This is a genomic window from Spiroplasma endosymbiont of Danaus chrysippus (assembly GCF_902809815.1).
Classification (GTDB): Bacteria; Bacillota_I; Bacilli_A; order Mycoplasmatales; family VBWQ01; genus Spiroplasma_E.
The window spans coordinates 88,008-105,314 of record NZ_CADDIL010000007.1; the positions used below are offsets into that span (position 1 = coordinate 88,008).

Consider the following 17,307-nt stretch of genomic DNA (forward strand, 5'->3'; position numbering starts at 1 on the left):
AACACTAAATAATTAATAATTGTTATACTAAAAGTCATGTATTTAGAAAGGAATAATATTATGATTTTACTTCCTGAACAATTTCCTCATAATCAGTTTAAAATTAGTCATGAAAAACAAATGTTATTAGATTATAAAAATGATTTAATTAATTATGATAAATATTGACATAAAAATAAATATGATAAAAATAAATATAAATATGTTAAAACTGCTAAAAGAACTTTTACATCAATGTATGGAATAGTAAAAGATTTTTATAGAAAAGTATATCAACATAAAATTACTGGTGAATATTTATATCCATTAGATACATATATTAATATTGATAAAAATAAAAAATTTACTAATCAAGTAACAAAATCAATAATTTATGAAGCTGATTTTAATAATATTACATATCCTATAATTAAACATAATTTAAAAATAGATATATCTTTATCAACAATTTGTAGAAAAGTAAAAAAAACTAATATTTTTGTTCAAGAATTACCAAAAGAAAAAATAAAAATATTACCAACTGATTTTATTTATATTCAATCAGATGAATCATATAATAATTTAATTGATAATAAGAAAAAAAGAAAATTTAGATATAGAACAGTAAGTATAAGTACTGGTTTTGATTTAAATAAATCTACTGATAATAGACATGTTTTAGAAAATAAATATATTTTTGTTTTATCAACTAGAAAAGGTGAAAGAATTAGTAAAAAAGAATTTGCTAAATCAATAATAACTAATTTAGATAATATTTTTATTGGTTATACTAATGAAAATTTAAAATTAACTGGTGATGGTGCAACTTATCTTAAATCTACTGCTAATTATTTAAAAATTGATTATGCTGTAGATAAATGACATCCATTACAAAAATTAAAACAAGTATTTATTGTAGGAAAAGGTAAAAGAACAAAAGAAAATAATAAAAAATTAAATTATGCTTATTATAAATTATTTTTAAATGGTAATTATTATAAATTATTAGATTATTTAAAAGAAAATAATGCTGATGAAAAAATATATGAATATTTTAAAAATAATAAAAAAGGTATTGAAAATCAAAATGCTATTTGAAATATTGGTTGTAGTGCTGAAAGTGATGTTTATCATTTAATAAAATCAATATCTAATAATAATGCAAAAATTTATTCAAAAGAAGCATTTTTTAATTTATTAAAATTAAAACAAGCAAGAATTAATAAATTAAAAATATTTGTTTAAATTTATAAAATTTAATAAATCTAAACCTAAGTAGTTAGGAATTTTTAAATTATATTAATAAAAATAAAATACTAAAATACTTTATATTTTATAAATACTATGGTATAATAATACCAACAATTAATAATTTATTTTGTCTTTTATTTAAAGAAAATTAAATTATAACTAGACTTGAAANTAATTATTGATTTTTATTCAAATAATATTGTAAGCTATAATACATGTTCAAACAAATCCTATCAAGATTTAATCCTTCCTGCACTTGAAAAAATAAATCAACAATTCTCTTGAAACCAAGTAAAAAACGTTATTTTACACTCAGATAACGCCAACGAATTTTATTGTCAAGACATCACAAATTGAGCTGCTGATAAGCAAATAATTTTAAGCAAAAAACAACCTTATGATATTGGTGGCAATGTAATATCTGAAAACTGATTTTCTCATTTATCTCAAGAATGACTACCTAAAGGTTCAAATCAATATTTTTCTCTCAATGAAGCTATAAATGATGTAAACCAATATATTATGTTTTATAATTACGAAAGAATACATTCTAAATTTCTAAAACCACCAATTTCACAAATAAAAATTTAAAACTGTCTATCCAAAAGTGGTCCAGTATTTAGGGCTAACCACCCCGTGAAAAATTTTCTTAGACCACACTTTATATATAATTTGATAAAATAGACTTAGAAAATATTAGAGTTAGGAGTAGAAAATGAAGAAAATTATTTTAAATCCAAATATTTGTGCTGATGAAATTGAACTTACTATTAAAAAACAAGGATGAGAAATTATTGATAAAAAATATGATTTTTATCAACCATACGTTAGTATTTTTGATAATTTAAATTATGAAGCAAAAGTAGATTTATATATTGCTTTTAAAACTGCAGGTAACTTTGTTCATAAGGTATATTGCTATTTTTTAGAATTTGATACAAATAATATTTTTAAAATATCAGAAATTAAATCACCAGAGCATCCTAAGGGACAAATGACAACACGAGTTGCTGATTTTAAGTATTATAAAACTACTGGTAATCTAGGTTTTACTCCTTATAAAAGCCCAATATCTGGTCAACCATATAACTTAAGTCATAATTATCACAGTTTTTTTAATTCATTAATTGAATCAGAAGCAAGAAATGAATTAAACTATGTTTGTATTTTATTAAAATATGATAATCATGCTCGAAGCAAGAAAAGACTTCGATATTTTGTTAATTCGTATAAAAAATTTATTAAATCATTTCTTTTTAAATTTGAAAAATTTGAAATTAGAAAAACACGTGCTTTATTAAGAGCAGAAATATTAAAAGGACAAAAAAAGAAAAAAGTTAGCAAGCCCGCAAAACGAAACGTTATTAAACCTAATAATACTGAAACTGTTATTATTGAAGGTAATTTAAAAACTATTTTTGATCATAAAAATATGACTGTTAAAGTTATTAAAGAAACAGATAATATAGAAAAATCTACTTTAGAATCTAAAAATAAACTTAAAAATAGTAATCAAAAAAAAAAAAAATAAAAAATAAATGTTGATAAACCTTCACTTAAAATTGTTTAAGAAGTGTTATAATTATTTATAAAAGGGAGGAAATATTTATTATGCTACTAAGTTTTATTTTATATACAACTTCATTTGAATCCGAACACTTAGATTCTTTTTTAGCAAAGATTTTTGTAAATAAAAAAACTAATTTTGAAGTTGTTGTTGTTGATGATGGCATTAACAATGAAAATTTGGAGATATTTAGTAAATATTTTAAATTATATCCACAAAATTTAAAAATGATTACTAATTATCAAGTATCAGGTGTTGCCATTAGTCGTAATCTTGGCCTTAAATATATTTCCGGACAATATGTAGTTATTTTAAATCCAACTGAAATTCTTAGCGTTAATTTTGTTGAAACAGTTAATAAAATTTTAGATAATAATAAAGATTTAGATTGTATTGAATATTGTGTTCGTTATGAATTTGATATAAATAATGTTTTTCATTCAACAATTAGAACTGAAGTTAATAAATTATATAATTTAAATACAACACAAGGAAAAATAGTCTTTGCTTTAACAACACCAGTTTTAACAACAAAAATCATGAAAGTTAGTATTATTAATGAATATAATTTACAATTTCGTAAAGAAATCCAATTTGATAGTTTATTTTTATACTCATTTTTAGCACATTGTAAAACATATTATGCAATTAATGAAACATTATTAACGTCTAAAAATAACACATTGGAAAATGATAATATTTTTGAACTAATGCATCAATGAATACATATTTTAAACTATTATAATAATTATAAAATTAAAAAGGTTTTATATGAAGAGTTGGAATATGCTTTTGTTAGATACTATCTATATACTCTTTTAAGATTTATTAGTATTTCTAAAAAACCTGCATTAATTGAAAAAACATATAATCGTTTCAAAGAAATTATTGAATTTAAATTTAAAAATTTTAAAAAAAATTCTTATTTTAATAATATTAATCCAAATGATAAGTTTACCACTTATGCTCCTGATCTAAGTACTTATTTTAAGAAATATTTTAAAGATAATAATATTAGAGATGATTCAAAATATTGAGAGTAAAAAAATGAATATTAAAAAATTAGATACAACCGAAACATATATAATAGCTAAAACATGAAAACGTATTATTGCACGTATTTTTGACGTGATTTTTGTTAGTTTAATCCCATTAATAATTGGATTAGCAATCCATTATTTAGATAATAAAGGTAATCAAGAATCATGACAATTAATAATTATTTTTATTATTAATATAATTGTTGTCATTATATATTTTGTTATTATCCCATGAAAATGTAAGGGTCAAACTTTGGGAAAATTAATTTTTCAAATAAGATTAGTAAATGAAAAAAATCAAGATTTAAAGTTAAAACATTTTTTTTATCGTGAAGTATTTTTAGTTTTTATTCCTCTATTATTAACCACTTCAATAATTCTTTTTATGAAATTGACTTTTAATGAAAACATTGCTACTATTAATAGTAATAGTACTTTAAATTCTTGATTAAATATTCTTATTCGTTCTGTAGTTAGTTTTGATTTTGCTTGGTATTGTGGGATTATGATCGTCACTAAAATTGATAAATATCATCAGCTATTCTTTGATCGTTATCATAAAACTTTTGTCATTAACAAGAAACCACTTGCAACTAATAAAAAGAAGATATCAACTAACGTTAATGATCCACATATTCATTTAGTTTATTCTCAACCAGGAAATATTAATGATGACGAATTAGAAAATATAAATAGTCTTTAATAGTATATACTCTTACTAACTTAAGGATAAATAACATGGATAAAACAAAACTTTTAGAAAATCTAAATGAACAACAACTACAAACAATTATTAATGTTGATGGCCCATGTCGTATTATTGCGGGGGCTGGAGTTGGAAAGACGCGGGTTATAACATATAAGATTGCTTACTTAATTAATGTAATTAAAATTGCTAGTGAAAAAATATTGGCATTAACTTTTACTAATAAAGCAGCACGTGAAATGAAAGAACGAATAGTGCAACTTTTAAATGATACTAACATTAATGTTAATATTGTTACTTATCATGCATTATGTGCCAAAATATTAAGAAGAGATATTCATCATTTAAATATTAATAATAATTTTAATATTATTGATCAAGAAGATCAACGAAAAATATTAAAAGATATTTTTCAAAAAGAATTTTCACATAAAGCTGAATTGCAGGAGTTAAGATTATTAAGTTCTAATATTTCTAACTGAAAAAATAATTATCTTTCTCAAGATCAATTATTAACTGATTATCAAAATCAAGATGAGTGAATTTTACGTATCAAAGTTTTTGAATCGTATAAAAAATATCAATTTATTAATTCATGTTTAGATTTTGATGATTTATTATTATTAGTTGAACGTCTATTTAAAGAATTTCCACATATTTTAACAAAATGAGAAAAGAAATTTGATTTTATTTTAGTTGATGAATTTCAAGATACTAATGATATTCAATATAATATTTTATTATCACTTGCTAAAAATCATAAAAATATTACTGTAGTTGGCGATCCTGATCAAACTATTTATAGTTGAAGAGGAGCAAATATTAATTTAATATTGAATTTTACTAAACAATTTCCTAATACACAAACATTTATTTTAAATCAAAATTATCGTTCAACAACTAAGATTTTAAATACAGCTAATAGTTTAATTAAAAATAATGTTCAACGTATTGAAAAAGAACTGTTTACTAAAAATGATCTTGGTAATGATATTGTTATGTATCATGTTAGTAGTAGTGATCAAGAAGCACATTGAGTTGCAACAACTGTTAAAAAAATTCATTTAAAATATCATTTAGATTTGAATAAAATTGCTATTCTTTATCGTAATAATTATTTATCAAAATATTTAGAACAAGCTTTGATTAATAATAATATAAATTATAAAATTTTTGGTGGTTATAAATTTTTTGAACGTAAAGAAATTAAAGACATTTTGGCATATTTAAAAATTATTGTTTGAAATGATAATATATCAATGATTAGAATTTTAAATGCAACACCTAAAATTGGACCAAAAGCTATTGATAACTTATTATTACTTGCTAATGAACAATCACTAACTTTAAATGAATACTTATTTAAATTTCAGTATGGATTACCAAAAAATTATCGTCAACATTTACAACCTTTAATTAATTTAATTAATGAGATGCAAACTAATATCAAAGATGTTACTTCTTTACATAACATGGTTGAAAATTTATTAAATAAAACTAATTATTTAAAAAAACTAGAAGATAATCTTGAAAAAGAAAGAATCGAAAATATTCAACAATTATTAGAACAATTGCTTGAATATGATAGTAGTAATAATGAATTACAAGGCGAAGAATTATTAACGTCATTTTTACAAGAAGTAAGTTTATATACTGATTTAGATGAAAATAGTACTAATAAAGCCGTTAATTTAATGACAATGCACAGTGCTAAAGGTCTAGAATTTGATGTTGTTTTTATAGTTGGCATTAATGAAGGTATTTTACCTGGAATAGGTAAATTTAGTGTAGAAAACTTAGATAAAATTGAAGAAGAACGACGACTTTTTTATGTTTCAATTACTAGGGCAAAAAAATGATTATTTTTATCTAGTGCCAGTGGATATTCATATATCTTGGATCGTATGAAACAACCATCTCGTTTCTTAAAAGATTTAGATCTTAAATATTTAAAAATCATTAATAACGAACACCAAGAAATGGCAGCAACTTATCAAAATCGTAATCATTCTAAATTTAATTACTATAAAGCTGATAATAAAGATAAGGTTGAAATAACTAATAATTGAAATGTTGGAGATATAATTATTCATGAAATGTTTGGAAAAGGTATTATTACTAAATTAATTGGTGATAAAATTCAAGTTGCTTTTCATAAAAATTATGGTGGTATTAGAATTATTAGTTCTAATCATAGTGCTATTAAAAAATTTGTATAAATTTATTTTTATTAAAAATGTCTATTTTTTGGACATTTTTAAGTATAAAATTAGAATTAAGATTTATTTTAATTTAATTTTCCTAATAACATTTTAAAATTGGTGCTAAATTGCCAATTATTTTTTATTTTGAAATAACTTTAGAAAAATTAATATTTTAATAAATCTTATTATTTTAATGAAAGGAAAAAAGTAATTATGATAAAAATAAATTTAGAAGCGTGAAAAGGTTTAATTCGTAATTGAATTGAAGTTAACCCCAATCGTGATGGTCAATCAGTTACTAATAAAGTTAAACAACATGCTAACTATTAATTTAATAAAGGAAATAATTTACTAATAAAATAAATGTTTTATAAATAAATCCATATTTTATGACAAATATTAACAATATTTGTTTATAATATACCTAGTCATTAATCAATATAAAAAACAAACACATAAAAGGAGTGACTTAATAATGGCAATTAAAATTGCAATTAATGGATTTGGGCGCATTGGCCGCCTTGCCTTTCGTCAATTATTTGACAAAAAAGAAATTGATATTGTTGCTATCAATGATTTAGGAAATGTAGAAGCTCTAGCATATCTATCACAATATGATTCAGCACATAGAACTTGAAAACACGGAAAAATCAAAGCAGACAAATCAAAAAATACTATTAATGTTGATGGTAAAATAATTAAAGTTTGTCAAGAAAAAGACCCAAAAGCATTACCATGAAAAGCCAATGCTGTTGATATCGTAATTGAAGCAACTGGACGTTTTACAACAAAAGAATTAGCACAAGCACATATTGATGCTGGAGCTAAAAAAGTTGTGATTTCAGCACCCGCTAAAGGAGACTTAAAAACTATTGTTTATAATGTTAACCATGATATTCTAAAAAGTACTGATAATATTATTTCTGGTGCTTCATGTACTACTAATTGTCTTGCCCCTGTTGTTCATGCTCTAGAATCAGAATTTGGAATTATTAAGGGATGAATGACAACAGTTCATGCTGCAACTAATGACCAACGTTTACTAGACTTAGAACATTCAGATTTTAGAAGAGGACGTAGTGCTATGTCTAATATTGTTCCTGCAGCTACAGGTGCTGCTGCAGCTATTGGTTTAGTTATCCCTTCTGTTAAAGGAAAACTAGATGGTTCAGCAATGCGTGTTCCAATTATTACTGGTTCAATTGTTGATTTAACAATTGAATTAAAGAAAAATGTTACTGTTGAACAAGTTAATGCAGCAATGAAAAAACATAGTAGCGAATCATTTGCTTATAATGAAGATCCAATTGTTTCAACTGATATTATTGGTTCAAGTTTTGGTTCAATTTTTGATGCAACATTAACAAAAGTTATTGAAGTTGAAGGCAAACAAATTGTTAAAGTTTTTGCTTGATATGATAATGAAATGTCATATGTATCGCAATTAGTAAGAACAGTAATACACTTAGCAAAGCTAAAATAATTTTTAAATAGTTTAATTAAAATATTAAACTACAAAAATGCATCTTACCAATTACAAGATGCATTTTTATTAATAGCTTTAAAAATATATTAAAATTATAATATGAAAAAAGGAGATGAAAATTATATGAATAAAAAAACATTAAAGGATCTTGATTTTAAAAATAAAAAAGTTATTGTTCGTTTTGACTTCAATCTACCATTAGAAAATGGTAAAATTACCGATGATACAAGAATAAAAGCAAGCATCGAAACTATTAAGTATTTACAAAATCAAGATGCAAAAATAATCATGTTATCACATCTTGGAAGAATTAAATCTGAAGCTGATAAAGCGAAGAATACTTTAGCGCCCGTTGCAAAAAGACTAAGTGAAATCTTAAAAGAAAATGTAATATTCATTAATGAAACTCGTGGTACAAATCTTGAAACAACTATTAATAATCTTAAAAACAAAGAATTACTTTTAATAGAAAATACTCGTTTTGAAGATTTAAATGGTAATAAAGAATCTACTAATAATCCCGAATTAGGTAAATATTGAGCACATTTAGGTGATGTATTTGTTAATGATGCTTTTGGTACTGCACACCGTGCTCATGCATCTAACGTTGGTATTGCTACTAATATCAAAAATAGTTGTGTTGGTTTATTAATTGAAAAAGAATTAACAATGCTTAATAAAATCACCGTTAATCCAGAACATCCTTTTATAGCAGTACTTGGTGGTGCTAAAGTATCAGATAAAATTGATGTTATCAAACAATTATTAACAAAAGCTGATAAAGTTCTTGTTGGTGGCGGTATGGCTTATACTTTTATGAAAGCATTGAATTATAAAATTGGTGATTCATTATTAGAAAAAGATAAAATTGATATTGCTAAAGAAATTATTGAATTAGGAAAAGAAAAATTAATACTACCTATTGACTTTGTAATTGCTCCGGAATTTAAGGATATCAAAGGTAAAATTACTAATAATGAAAACATTGATGATGGATATGAAGGAATGGATATTGGTCCAAAAACAATTAAATTATTTGAAAATACTTTAATTAATGCTAAAACTGTTTTTTGAAATGGACCATTAGGAGTTTTTGAAATGAGTAACTTTGTTAATGGAACAAAAAATATTTGTAAAACTATTTCACAATTAAAAGGTGCATTTACACTAATTGGTGGTGGTGATAGTGCAGCAGCAGCAGTTAAATTTGGATATGAAAATAAATTTAGCCATATTTCAACTGGTGGAGGAGCTTCATTAGAATATCTAGAAGGTAAGGATTTACCTGGTATTAATGCTATAGAAAATAAATAGTGAAAATATATGATTACTCAAGATCAAACAACAAGTGTTTTTATTCTTATTAGTTTATTTTTAATTACGATGGTTTTAATATTTCAATTATTCCAATTTATTTTTTGATTAATTATTATTTTAAAAACTAAAAAAAATGATACTAAATTAAAATCTAGCTATCAACAAGCATTATCCAATGAAAATATTAATTCTCAAATAGTTAAAAGTAAATTTACTTTTAAATATCTTAACTATAATTTTAAAAAAAATATTTTAAAATTAAAAAGTCGTGATTTTAATGAAACTACTACTTGAAATAAATATCAAACTTTAAGTAGTGTACTTGTTATTAAGTGAAAAAATAATTCTCAAAAATGAAGTAATTTAGCTCTACCAATTATTAATTTATTTTTTATAAATGGTGTTATTATTACTATTATTTGTGCTTTATTATATTACATTCCAATTCAAAATAATAATATTAACAAGGAAATCTTAGCAATTTTTAGTTTCCTTAGTTTACTTATTATTACTATGAGTTGATTATTTTGAACAATGTTTTATGAAAAATTTCGTAAGCAATTAATGACATTAAATACAGAATTAAATTATAATAAACAAAAAACTATTAAATATATTACCCTATTTAAATCTTGTTTTCCATTTTCTGATTTAATGTTTTAAATAAAATAAAATTATTTTAATTAAGTATCAAATTTACACTTGTGGTAAAAATTGATACTTTTTTTATTATTTTTAATTAAATTTAAACTTAATATTTATTAATAAATGATTATTAAATAAATTTCTATTATCTAAAATACAAACCAAAAATAAACCTAGTAATTATAGCGATAAAACTATAATATACATTTAAATTTCATTTACAAAAGTATAGTAATCTTGTTTTAAATTATATACCATGTTTATTATTATAAAAGCAAATATCCTAAGAAAAATAAAAAATACAATCTATGCCAATAAAATCATTAACTAACCCAACAACCTTACAAGAATCATTAACCAATTTACAAGAACTACCAATTAATTTAAAACAAGCCGAAATTTTTAATCATAAACATCGTCAAAAAAATAAAGAAAAAATGAAATATTAATAGTAACTTAAAAAATTCAACATTTTTTAATGGTACATGTACAAATGAAGGAACTACTTTCGTAAAATTAATTAAAGAAGACTTTTACTGTGGTGTTGAAGAGCCTTGAACTAATAATAAAGGTGTTGCAATATTACCTTATGTTTTAAAAGATAATGAATATTATTATTTACTAGTTAAAGAAAATAATCCGTTATTTAAAAATAAACAAATTAGTGAATATAGCACTATTACTGGGGGAGTAGAAAAAAAAGATCTTAACACCACAGTAATAAATGAAATGAAAGAAGAAGCTAATATTGATGTTAATAATACAAAAGCAAAAATTTATTATTTGGGTAAACATTATTCAAACAAAATAAGTACCAAAGAATGACATTTGTATGGAATTGATTTAACAAATATGAATTTAGATTTAAATAAGCACTACAAAGGTGGTAGGAATGGTTCTATTGCTAAAAAAACAATTACTGCCAAATTTGTAAATAAAACTATTTTAGCCATGTGCAATGATGTTTTAAGTTTAGCTATTTATGGAAAATTAAATTTAGATAAAAAAATCGAATCAAGTTTAAATATTGATAAAATTAATTCAATGGAATTAGAAGATTTTTCAAATCAATCTTTAACAAGTATAAATAACAACTCTTCATTATAAAAATAAGCTATTTATATTATTGATAGATATCAACTAAAAACTCATTTGTTGACTAATGAACCAAAACTTAACTGCAATAAGAAACAAAGTTTCTATTATCTATTAGTAGTTATGATACGAATCATATTTTTAATAAAATAAATTGAAAGGGAAAAAAGATAATGTTAAAAAAATTATTTATGGAAATTAAACAAAGAAAAACTAAGAAAAAAATAAATAAAATAAAAGAAAATTTAGTTTTTATTGAAAGAATAAATTTACTTATAGAAAAAATTGAAAATTTTAAAATTAAGTTTATTGAAATTACAATATATGCACAAGATATAGACTTAACTTCTTACTATCTCTCACAACATAATCTTGAAAATAACTCTAATAAATATTATTTTAAAACAAAAAATGAAGCAATAATATTATTAAAAAAATACAAGAAAATCTATGAGCAACGAATAACAAAAACTAAAGAAAAATATGGAAAATCAATTGTATTAGAAGGTGGAAGCATTCATCAAGATGGTGAAGGAACAATTTATACTACAGAAGAATGTTTATTAAACCCTAATCGAAATCCTGATTTAACAAAAGAAGAGATTGAAGAACATTTAAAACAATATTTAAATGCACAAAAAATAATATGAATTCCTCGTGGTGTTTATAATGATGAAACAAGTGGTCATGTTGATAATCTACTACATATCATTACACCTGGTCATGTTGTTTTAACATGAACTGATGATAAAAATGATCCTCAATATGAACGTAGTTTAGAAGCTTTAACGTTTCTTAAAAATAGTACAGATGCTAAAGGACGAAAAATAAAAGTAACTAAATTACATCAATCAGCACCATTATTTATAACTAAGTCAGAGGCAGAAAATCGTGAAAAAAGTCCTCGTTTTGCTAATCGTACCGAAGGATTTCGTATGCCAGCTAGTTATGTTAATTTCTATATTACAAATAAAACAATCATTATTGCTACTTGCTACTTGCTACTTAGCCCTTTTTACTAGACCATTAATTTAAAAAAAACTTGAATGTATTCGAAAAACAATTGTGTTATACAATTAACACTAATTTTGACATGAAAGGATTTTTAATAATGGATAAAATTAAACAAATAGCATTAGTAATTAACAAGTTAAATATCAAACAAAAAATTCAAATTATTGATGATAGCAAAAACCAATATTCAATTAGATATCTTTGCCAACATCTTCAACTAAACCGATCAACATATTATTTTGTAAAAAACAAACAAAACCCTATTAAAAAAGAAAAAAATCAAATTAGTAATTGTACACATAAATATCAAGAATTATGCCAACTTTTACTTGAATTTCATTTTACAAGAAAAGGACAAATTTATGGCTATTTACGAATTTTTTCAGCATTTAAAGAATGATTAAAACAATACAAACATATTATTTTAAATCTAGAATTATCAACAAAACAAATGCGAAAAATTATGAAAGATCACAATCTTCAAGGATTAAAACAAACTAAAAATAACTATCCTAAAAACAAAAAAAATCCAAATAAGTGAATACCTACAATGGATAAAGTAAACAAAGATTATAAAAGTACAACCTCTTCAAATCAAATTTGATCAATGGACACTAAACAAATAAATACTAAAGAAGGTTGATTATATCTTTTTGTAATTATTGATTTTTATTCAAATAATATTGTAAGCTATAATACATGTTCAAACAAATCCTATCAAGATTTAATCCTTCCTGCACTTGAAAAAATAAATCAACAATTCTCTTGAAACCAAGTAAAAAACGTTATTTTACACTCAGATAACGCCAACGAATTTTATTGTCAAGACATCACAAATTGAGCTGCTGATAAGCAAATAATTTTAAGCAAAAAACAACCTTATGATATTGGTGGCAATGTAATATCTGAAAACTGATTTTCTCATTTATCTCAAGAATGACTACCTAAAGCTTCAAATCAATATTTTTCTCTCAATGAAGCTATAAATGATGTAAACCAATATATTATGTTTTATAATTACGAAAGAATACATTCTAAATTTCTAAAACCACCAATTTCACAAATAAAAATTTAAAACTGTCTATCCAAAAGTGGTCCAGTATTTAGGGCTAACCACCCCTACAGAATCTGAAATCTCACCTAATATTTCTTTTTTAATTTTATCAATTCTTCTTTCTACTTCAATTTTATTTTCAATTTCTTCTAATAAACCTTCAATTCTATTCATTAATTCTTTTTGATCTGCAATAATATTCATAATTTTTTTCTTCCTTTTCACATATAATTTTAATTTAATAAAACCTAGTATAGTTAACTTACTATACTAGGTATGAACAATTATTAAATTATAAATTATTAAATTATAAATACTATTATAACTATAAAGTAAAAATTACTCAATCAACTATTATTTACTATTTTTAAATTTTCTAATTATTTTTTTGATCTAATAACATAAATAATCATTATATATGTTCTTTTTCTATTCAAGTTAAAACATCTTCTAAAATAATATTAATATTGGGTTCATTTAAAATTGCATGATTACCTTCTTCATAAAAACTATAAGTTATCCCCTGTCTTCAACGTTTATTATTTTTTTCAATTTTATCAAAATCGGTAAATATAACTTTTGCAGATTGAACAATCAAAACTGGACATTTAGCATTATTAAGATTTTTTGGTACTTGTTTACTTAATTTTTGTGCTTGTAAAGAAAATAATAATGTAAATTTCATATTAGTCATTGCTCTAATTTTCCCTTTTTTAATATAATTAGAGTTAATAGAAATTGTTTCCATATCAAAAGTAATAGGTAATGGATGATGTTTATAAAATAGAAATCCTCAAATTGCATGACAAACTAATGAAGGTTTTATTTTAAATATTTGTTTCTTAGTAACAAAATTAGTTAAAATTGCACCATCAATCATTTTTGGTAATCTTTTAATTGCTAATGCTGTTAATGCCGAACCTAATGATTCACCCATTAATAAAATTTTTTTATTAGGATAACGTTCATTCAAAACCGTTATAATATCTTTAATATCATTAATAGTTGTTCCTAAAGTATGATATTTTCATTTTTCATTTTCTCCTCAACCTCGTTGATCAAAACTTAAAAATGAAATACCATGTTTAGTAAAAAACTTAGCAGCTGTTTTAAAGTCTGTTAAAGAGGCACCCATACCATGAATACCAATAATAATATACTTACTATTATCAACAAATTTAAATTCAGTATGTAAAAAATAGTTATCCCTAGTAATGATTCCCTCATTACTTCATTGTGGAAAATGACGATTCAGTTCTCAGTGATAATCAATATGGAAAATTTGATAAATTCTATATAAAATATAAAGTATTATTAACATAGTTAAAACTACAATAAGTATTGCTCATCAATAATGTTGCCAAAAATTATCCATAATAAATGATACCCTCCAATAATATATAAATACTTACTAATATTTTATCAAATTAATTTTGTTTTAATAAAAATATTTATTTCTTAGTGACTTCAGCAATTAATTGACCAACCGTTACTTGTTCATCATCTTTTACTACTTGCTTTACAACATAACCTTCCATTGTTTCATTAGTGAAAACAATTGGTGTTGTTACTTTTTTACCTTTATTCTTAACTTCTTGTAAATTAGCAACTACCATTACTTCTGATTTTTTAATTGGTTTACCTTGTTCAACTTTAATATCAAAACCCTTACCAGCTAATTCAACAGTATCAATACCAATATGAACTAAACATTCAATACCTGTATTTACATCTTTAATACCATAAGCATGTCCTGTATTAAATACTGTTGCTAATTTTCCATCAAATGGTGATACAAATTCAACTCCATCTTTATCTTTATATTCAGGAATAATAGCAAAACCAGTCCCTAACATTTCCTGAGCAAATACTGGATCTTCAACTTTACTAAGGTTAATAACTTTACCAGTAACTGGCGCATAAATTAATAAAGGTAATTGTTTTTTTTTCTTGAAAAACATATGTCGATTCTCCTCAAAATTATGTAAATTAGATGTTTATAATTTTAACATTAAATAATGTAACTTTAAAAATAAATAATATTTTTATTTTTTTGATAAAAATTTTTCTACTAATGATTTAACTTCTTCATTGGTTTCACATTGTAATGCTTTTGATGTCAATATTTCTGTATCCTTTTTATTTAAAATACTAATAATTTTTCTAGTTTCTAAAACACTAGATGCAGACATTGAAAATTCATCTAGACCTAGACCAACTAGTAGTGGAACAGCAATTTTATCACCAGCCATTTCACCACACATGGCAACAGGACGATTATATTTATGTCCACCATCAATTGTCATCTTAATCAAACGTAAAATTGATGGATGATATGGTTGATATAAATAAGACACTTTTTCTGACATACGATCAGCGGCTAAACTATATTGAATTAAATCATTAGTTCCAATTGAAAAGAAATCTGCATATTTAGCAAATATTTCGGCATTAACTGCTGCTGCTGGAATTTCAATCATCATTCCAACTTGAATATCATCACTAACTTTAACTTTTTCTTTAATTAATTCTTTTTTGCAAGTTTCATATAATGCTTTAGCTGCTTTAAATTCTTCAACAGTAGCAATCATTGGAAACATAATAGCTAATTTACCAAAAGCTGAAGCACGAATTAAAGCACGTAATTGAGTTTTAAAAATATCTTTACGATCTAAACACAAACGAATGGCACGATAACCAAGGAAAGGATTCATTTCTTTTGGTAAATCTAAATATGATAATTCTTTATCACCACCAATATCTAAAGTTCTAATAACAACTTTATGTTTAGTAGCAGACAATACTTTTTTATATTCTTCAAATTGAATATCTTCACTTGGAAAATTACTACTTTCCATATAAAGAAATTCACTTCTAAAAAGTCCTACTCCTTGTGCATCATATTCAATTGCTTTAATCATATCTTTAGGTGAACCAATATTTGCTTCTAACTTTACTTCATGATTATCACTGGTTTTAGTTAATTTACCTTTAAATACTAATAATTCTTTTTGTTCTTCAATTCATGCGTTTTGTTTAGCAACTCATTTATTTTTTTCACTACTATTTAAATCAATTTCAATTTCACCAGTATTACCATCTAATACACAAAATTGATTATTTTTTACTTTTGTAGTAACATTTTTTAATCCAAGAACTGCCGGAATACCAAGACTACGAGCCATAATTGCTGCATGAGAAGTTCTACCACCAATATCACATAAAAATCCTTTAACAAATTTAGGATTCAATTGACTTGTTTCTGAAGGTGTTAGATCATGACTAACAATAATTATTTCTTCTTTAATTCCACTTAAATCAATAGTTTTAATATTTAAAATTTTACGTAAAATTCGATCACGAACATCAATAATATCAGCAGCACGTTCACGAAAATAATCATCATCCATTGCTTGCAATGTTGCAATTGCTTTATTAGCAGTATTTTCTAAAGCATTAGCAGCATTATATTTTTCTTCTTTAATTAACTTTTCAGTATCTTCAATTAATACTGGATCAGTTGTTACNAATATCAGCAGCACGTTCACGAAAATAATCATCATCCATTGCTTGCAATGTTGCAATTGCTTTATTAGCAGTATTTTCTAAAGCATTAGCAGCATTATATTTTTCTTCTTTAATTAACTTTTCAGTATCTTCAATTAATACTGGATCAGTTGTTACTAAAAAATGAGCTTCAAAAACAGCGGCTTTTTCTTCACCTAAAGTTTTTGTTGTATTTTGGATGAGTTGTTTAATTTCATCACCTGCTATTTTTAAGGCATCATGTAACTTTTTAACTTCTCCTTCTATTTCTTTCTTTTTCATCAATTTTTTTAGGATTAATTTTGATAGTTTCATGTTTTAAGATTAATGCTTTGGCTAGAGCAATGCCATTACTAGCACCAATACCTTTCATTTTTAACATTATATATATTTCACTCCTTAT

Annotated in this window: 16 protein-coding genes and 2 pseudogenes; 12 read left to right on the forward strand and 6 right to left on the reverse strand. The window is 23.5% G+C overall.

The genetic code is table 4. From position 1 onward, the window contains the following. The first annotated feature begins 60 nt into the window (after positions 1-60). From SPIRDC1_RS09000 to SPIRDC1_RS09060, 12 genes and pseudogenes are all read left to right on the forward strand, one after another. On the forward strand, positions 61-1,224 hold the full coding sequence (locus SPIRDC1_RS09000; RefSeq protein ID WP_174480409.1) for an Mbov_0401 family ICE element transposase-like protein: 1,164 nt from the start codon (positions 61-63) through the stop codon (positions 1,222-1,224). A 721-nt stretch (positions 1,225-1,945) separates the two neighbouring features. Continuing rightward, positions 1,946-2,761 (forward strand): hypothetical protein, encoded by an 816-nt coding sequence (locus tag SPIRDC1_RS09010; RefSeq protein ID WP_174481500.1) that lies wholly within the window; start codon positions 1,946-1,948, stop codon positions 2,759-2,761. Between the two features lie 80 nt (positions 2,762-2,841). Continuing rightward, a complete protein-coding gene (locus tag SPIRDC1_RS09015; RefSeq protein WP_174481501.1) occupies positions 2,842-3,840 on the forward strand; it encodes a glycosyltransferase family A protein in 999 nt (332 codons plus the stop codon). Positions 3,841-3,844: 4 nt separating this feature from the next. Continuing rightward, on the forward strand, positions 3,845-4,540 hold the full coding sequence (locus tag SPIRDC1_RS09020) for an RDD family protein (RefSeq protein ID WP_174481502.1): 696 nt from the start codon (positions 3,845-3,847) through the stop codon (positions 4,538-4,540). A gap of 35 nt (positions 4,541-4,575) precedes the next feature. After that, positions 4,576-6,762: an ATP-dependent helicase gene (locus SPIRDC1_RS09025; RefSeq protein WP_174481503.1), complete on the forward strand. Its 2,187-nt coding sequence runs from the start codon at positions 4,576-4,578 to the stop codon at positions 6,760-6,762. Positions 6,763-7,222: 460 nt separating this feature from the next. Then, positions 7,223-8,230, forward strand: coding sequence for a type I glyceraldehyde-3-phosphate dehydrogenase (gene gap, locus SPIRDC1_RS09030; protein ID WP_174481504.1), 1,008 nt, complete (start codon positions 7,223-7,225; stop codon positions 8,228-8,230). Between the two features lie 126 nt (positions 8,231-8,356). Then, positions 8,357-9,547, forward strand: a complete 1,191-nt coding sequence (locus SPIRDC1_RS09035; protein ID WP_174481505.1) for a phosphoglycerate kinase — start codon at positions 8,357-8,359, stop codon at positions 9,545-9,547. 9 nt (positions 9,548-9,556) lie between these two features. Next, entirely contained in the window at positions 9,557-10,213 is a 657-nt protein-coding gene (locus SPIRDC1_RS09040) for a hypothetical protein (RefSeq protein WP_174481506.1), read from the forward strand. A gap of 290 nt (positions 10,214-10,503) precedes the next feature. Beyond that, positions 10,504-10,644 carry a hypothetical protein gene (locus SPIRDC1_RS09045; RefSeq protein ID WP_174481507.1) on the forward strand — a complete coding sequence of 47 codons (141 nt, stop codon included), beginning with the start codon at positions 10,504-10,506 and terminating at the stop codon, positions 10,642-10,644. 280 nt (positions 10,645-10,924) lie between these two features. Next, on the forward strand, positions 10,925-11,302 hold the full coding sequence (locus tag SPIRDC1_RS09050) for a hypothetical protein (RefSeq protein WP_174481508.1): 378 nt from the start codon (positions 10,925-10,927) through the stop codon (positions 11,300-11,302). 446 nt (positions 11,303-11,748) lie between these two features. Next, positions 11,749-12,276, forward strand: a pseudogene (locus tag SPIRDC1_RS09055) (agmatine deiminase family protein); the annotation flags it as partial. 107 nt (positions 12,277-12,383) lie between these two features. Beyond that, positions 12,384-13,379 (forward strand): IS3 family transposase, encoded by a 996-nt coding sequence (locus tag SPIRDC1_RS09060; protein WP_174481510.1) that lies wholly within the window; start codon positions 12,384-12,386, stop codon positions 13,377-13,379. Between the two features lie 6 nt (positions 13,380-13,385). On the opposite strand, the gene SPIRDC1_RS09065 is transcribed toward SPIRDC1_RS09060, so the two are convergent. The 6 genes and pseudogenes from SPIRDC1_RS09065 to SPIRDC1_RS10395 form a co-directional block, all read right to left on the reverse strand. Further along, positions 13,386-13,562, reverse strand: a complete 177-nt coding sequence (locus SPIRDC1_RS09065; protein WP_174481511.1) for a hypothetical protein — start codon at positions 13,560-13,562, stop codon at positions 13,386-13,388. A gap of 208 nt (positions 13,563-13,770) precedes the next feature. After that, positions 13,771-14,733, reverse strand: coding sequence for an alpha/beta hydrolase (locus SPIRDC1_RS09070; protein ID WP_174481512.1), 963 nt, complete (start codon positions 14,731-14,733; stop codon positions 13,771-13,773). Positions 14,734-14,809: 76 nt separating this feature from the next. Next, on the reverse strand, positions 14,810-15,319 hold the full coding sequence (locus SPIRDC1_RS09075; RefSeq protein ID WP_174481513.1) for a PTS sugar transporter subunit IIA: 510 nt from the start codon (positions 15,317-15,319) through the stop codon (positions 14,810-14,812). An 84-nt stretch (positions 15,320-15,403) separates the two neighbouring features. Next, on the reverse strand, positions 15,404-16,885 hold a 1,482-nt coding region (gene ptsP, locus SPIRDC1_RS09080; RefSeq protein ID WP_174481544.1), incomplete at its 5' end, for a phosphoenolpyruvate--protein phosphotransferase. A 1-nt stretch (position 16,886) separates the two neighbouring features. Continuing rightward, positions 16,887-17,186: pseudogene (locus tag SPIRDC1_RS10570) on the reverse strand (phosphoenolpyruvate-utilizing N-terminal domain-containing protein); the annotation flags it as partial. Further along, on the reverse strand, positions 17,155-17,286 hold the full coding sequence (locus tag SPIRDC1_RS10395) for a hypothetical protein (RefSeq protein ID WP_255496404.1): 132 nt from the start codon (positions 17,284-17,286) through the stop codon (positions 17,155-17,157). The pseudogene SPIRDC1_RS10570 and the gene SPIRDC1_RS10395, both read right to left, overlap by 32 nt. Positions 17,287-17,307: the final 21 nt, after the last annotated feature.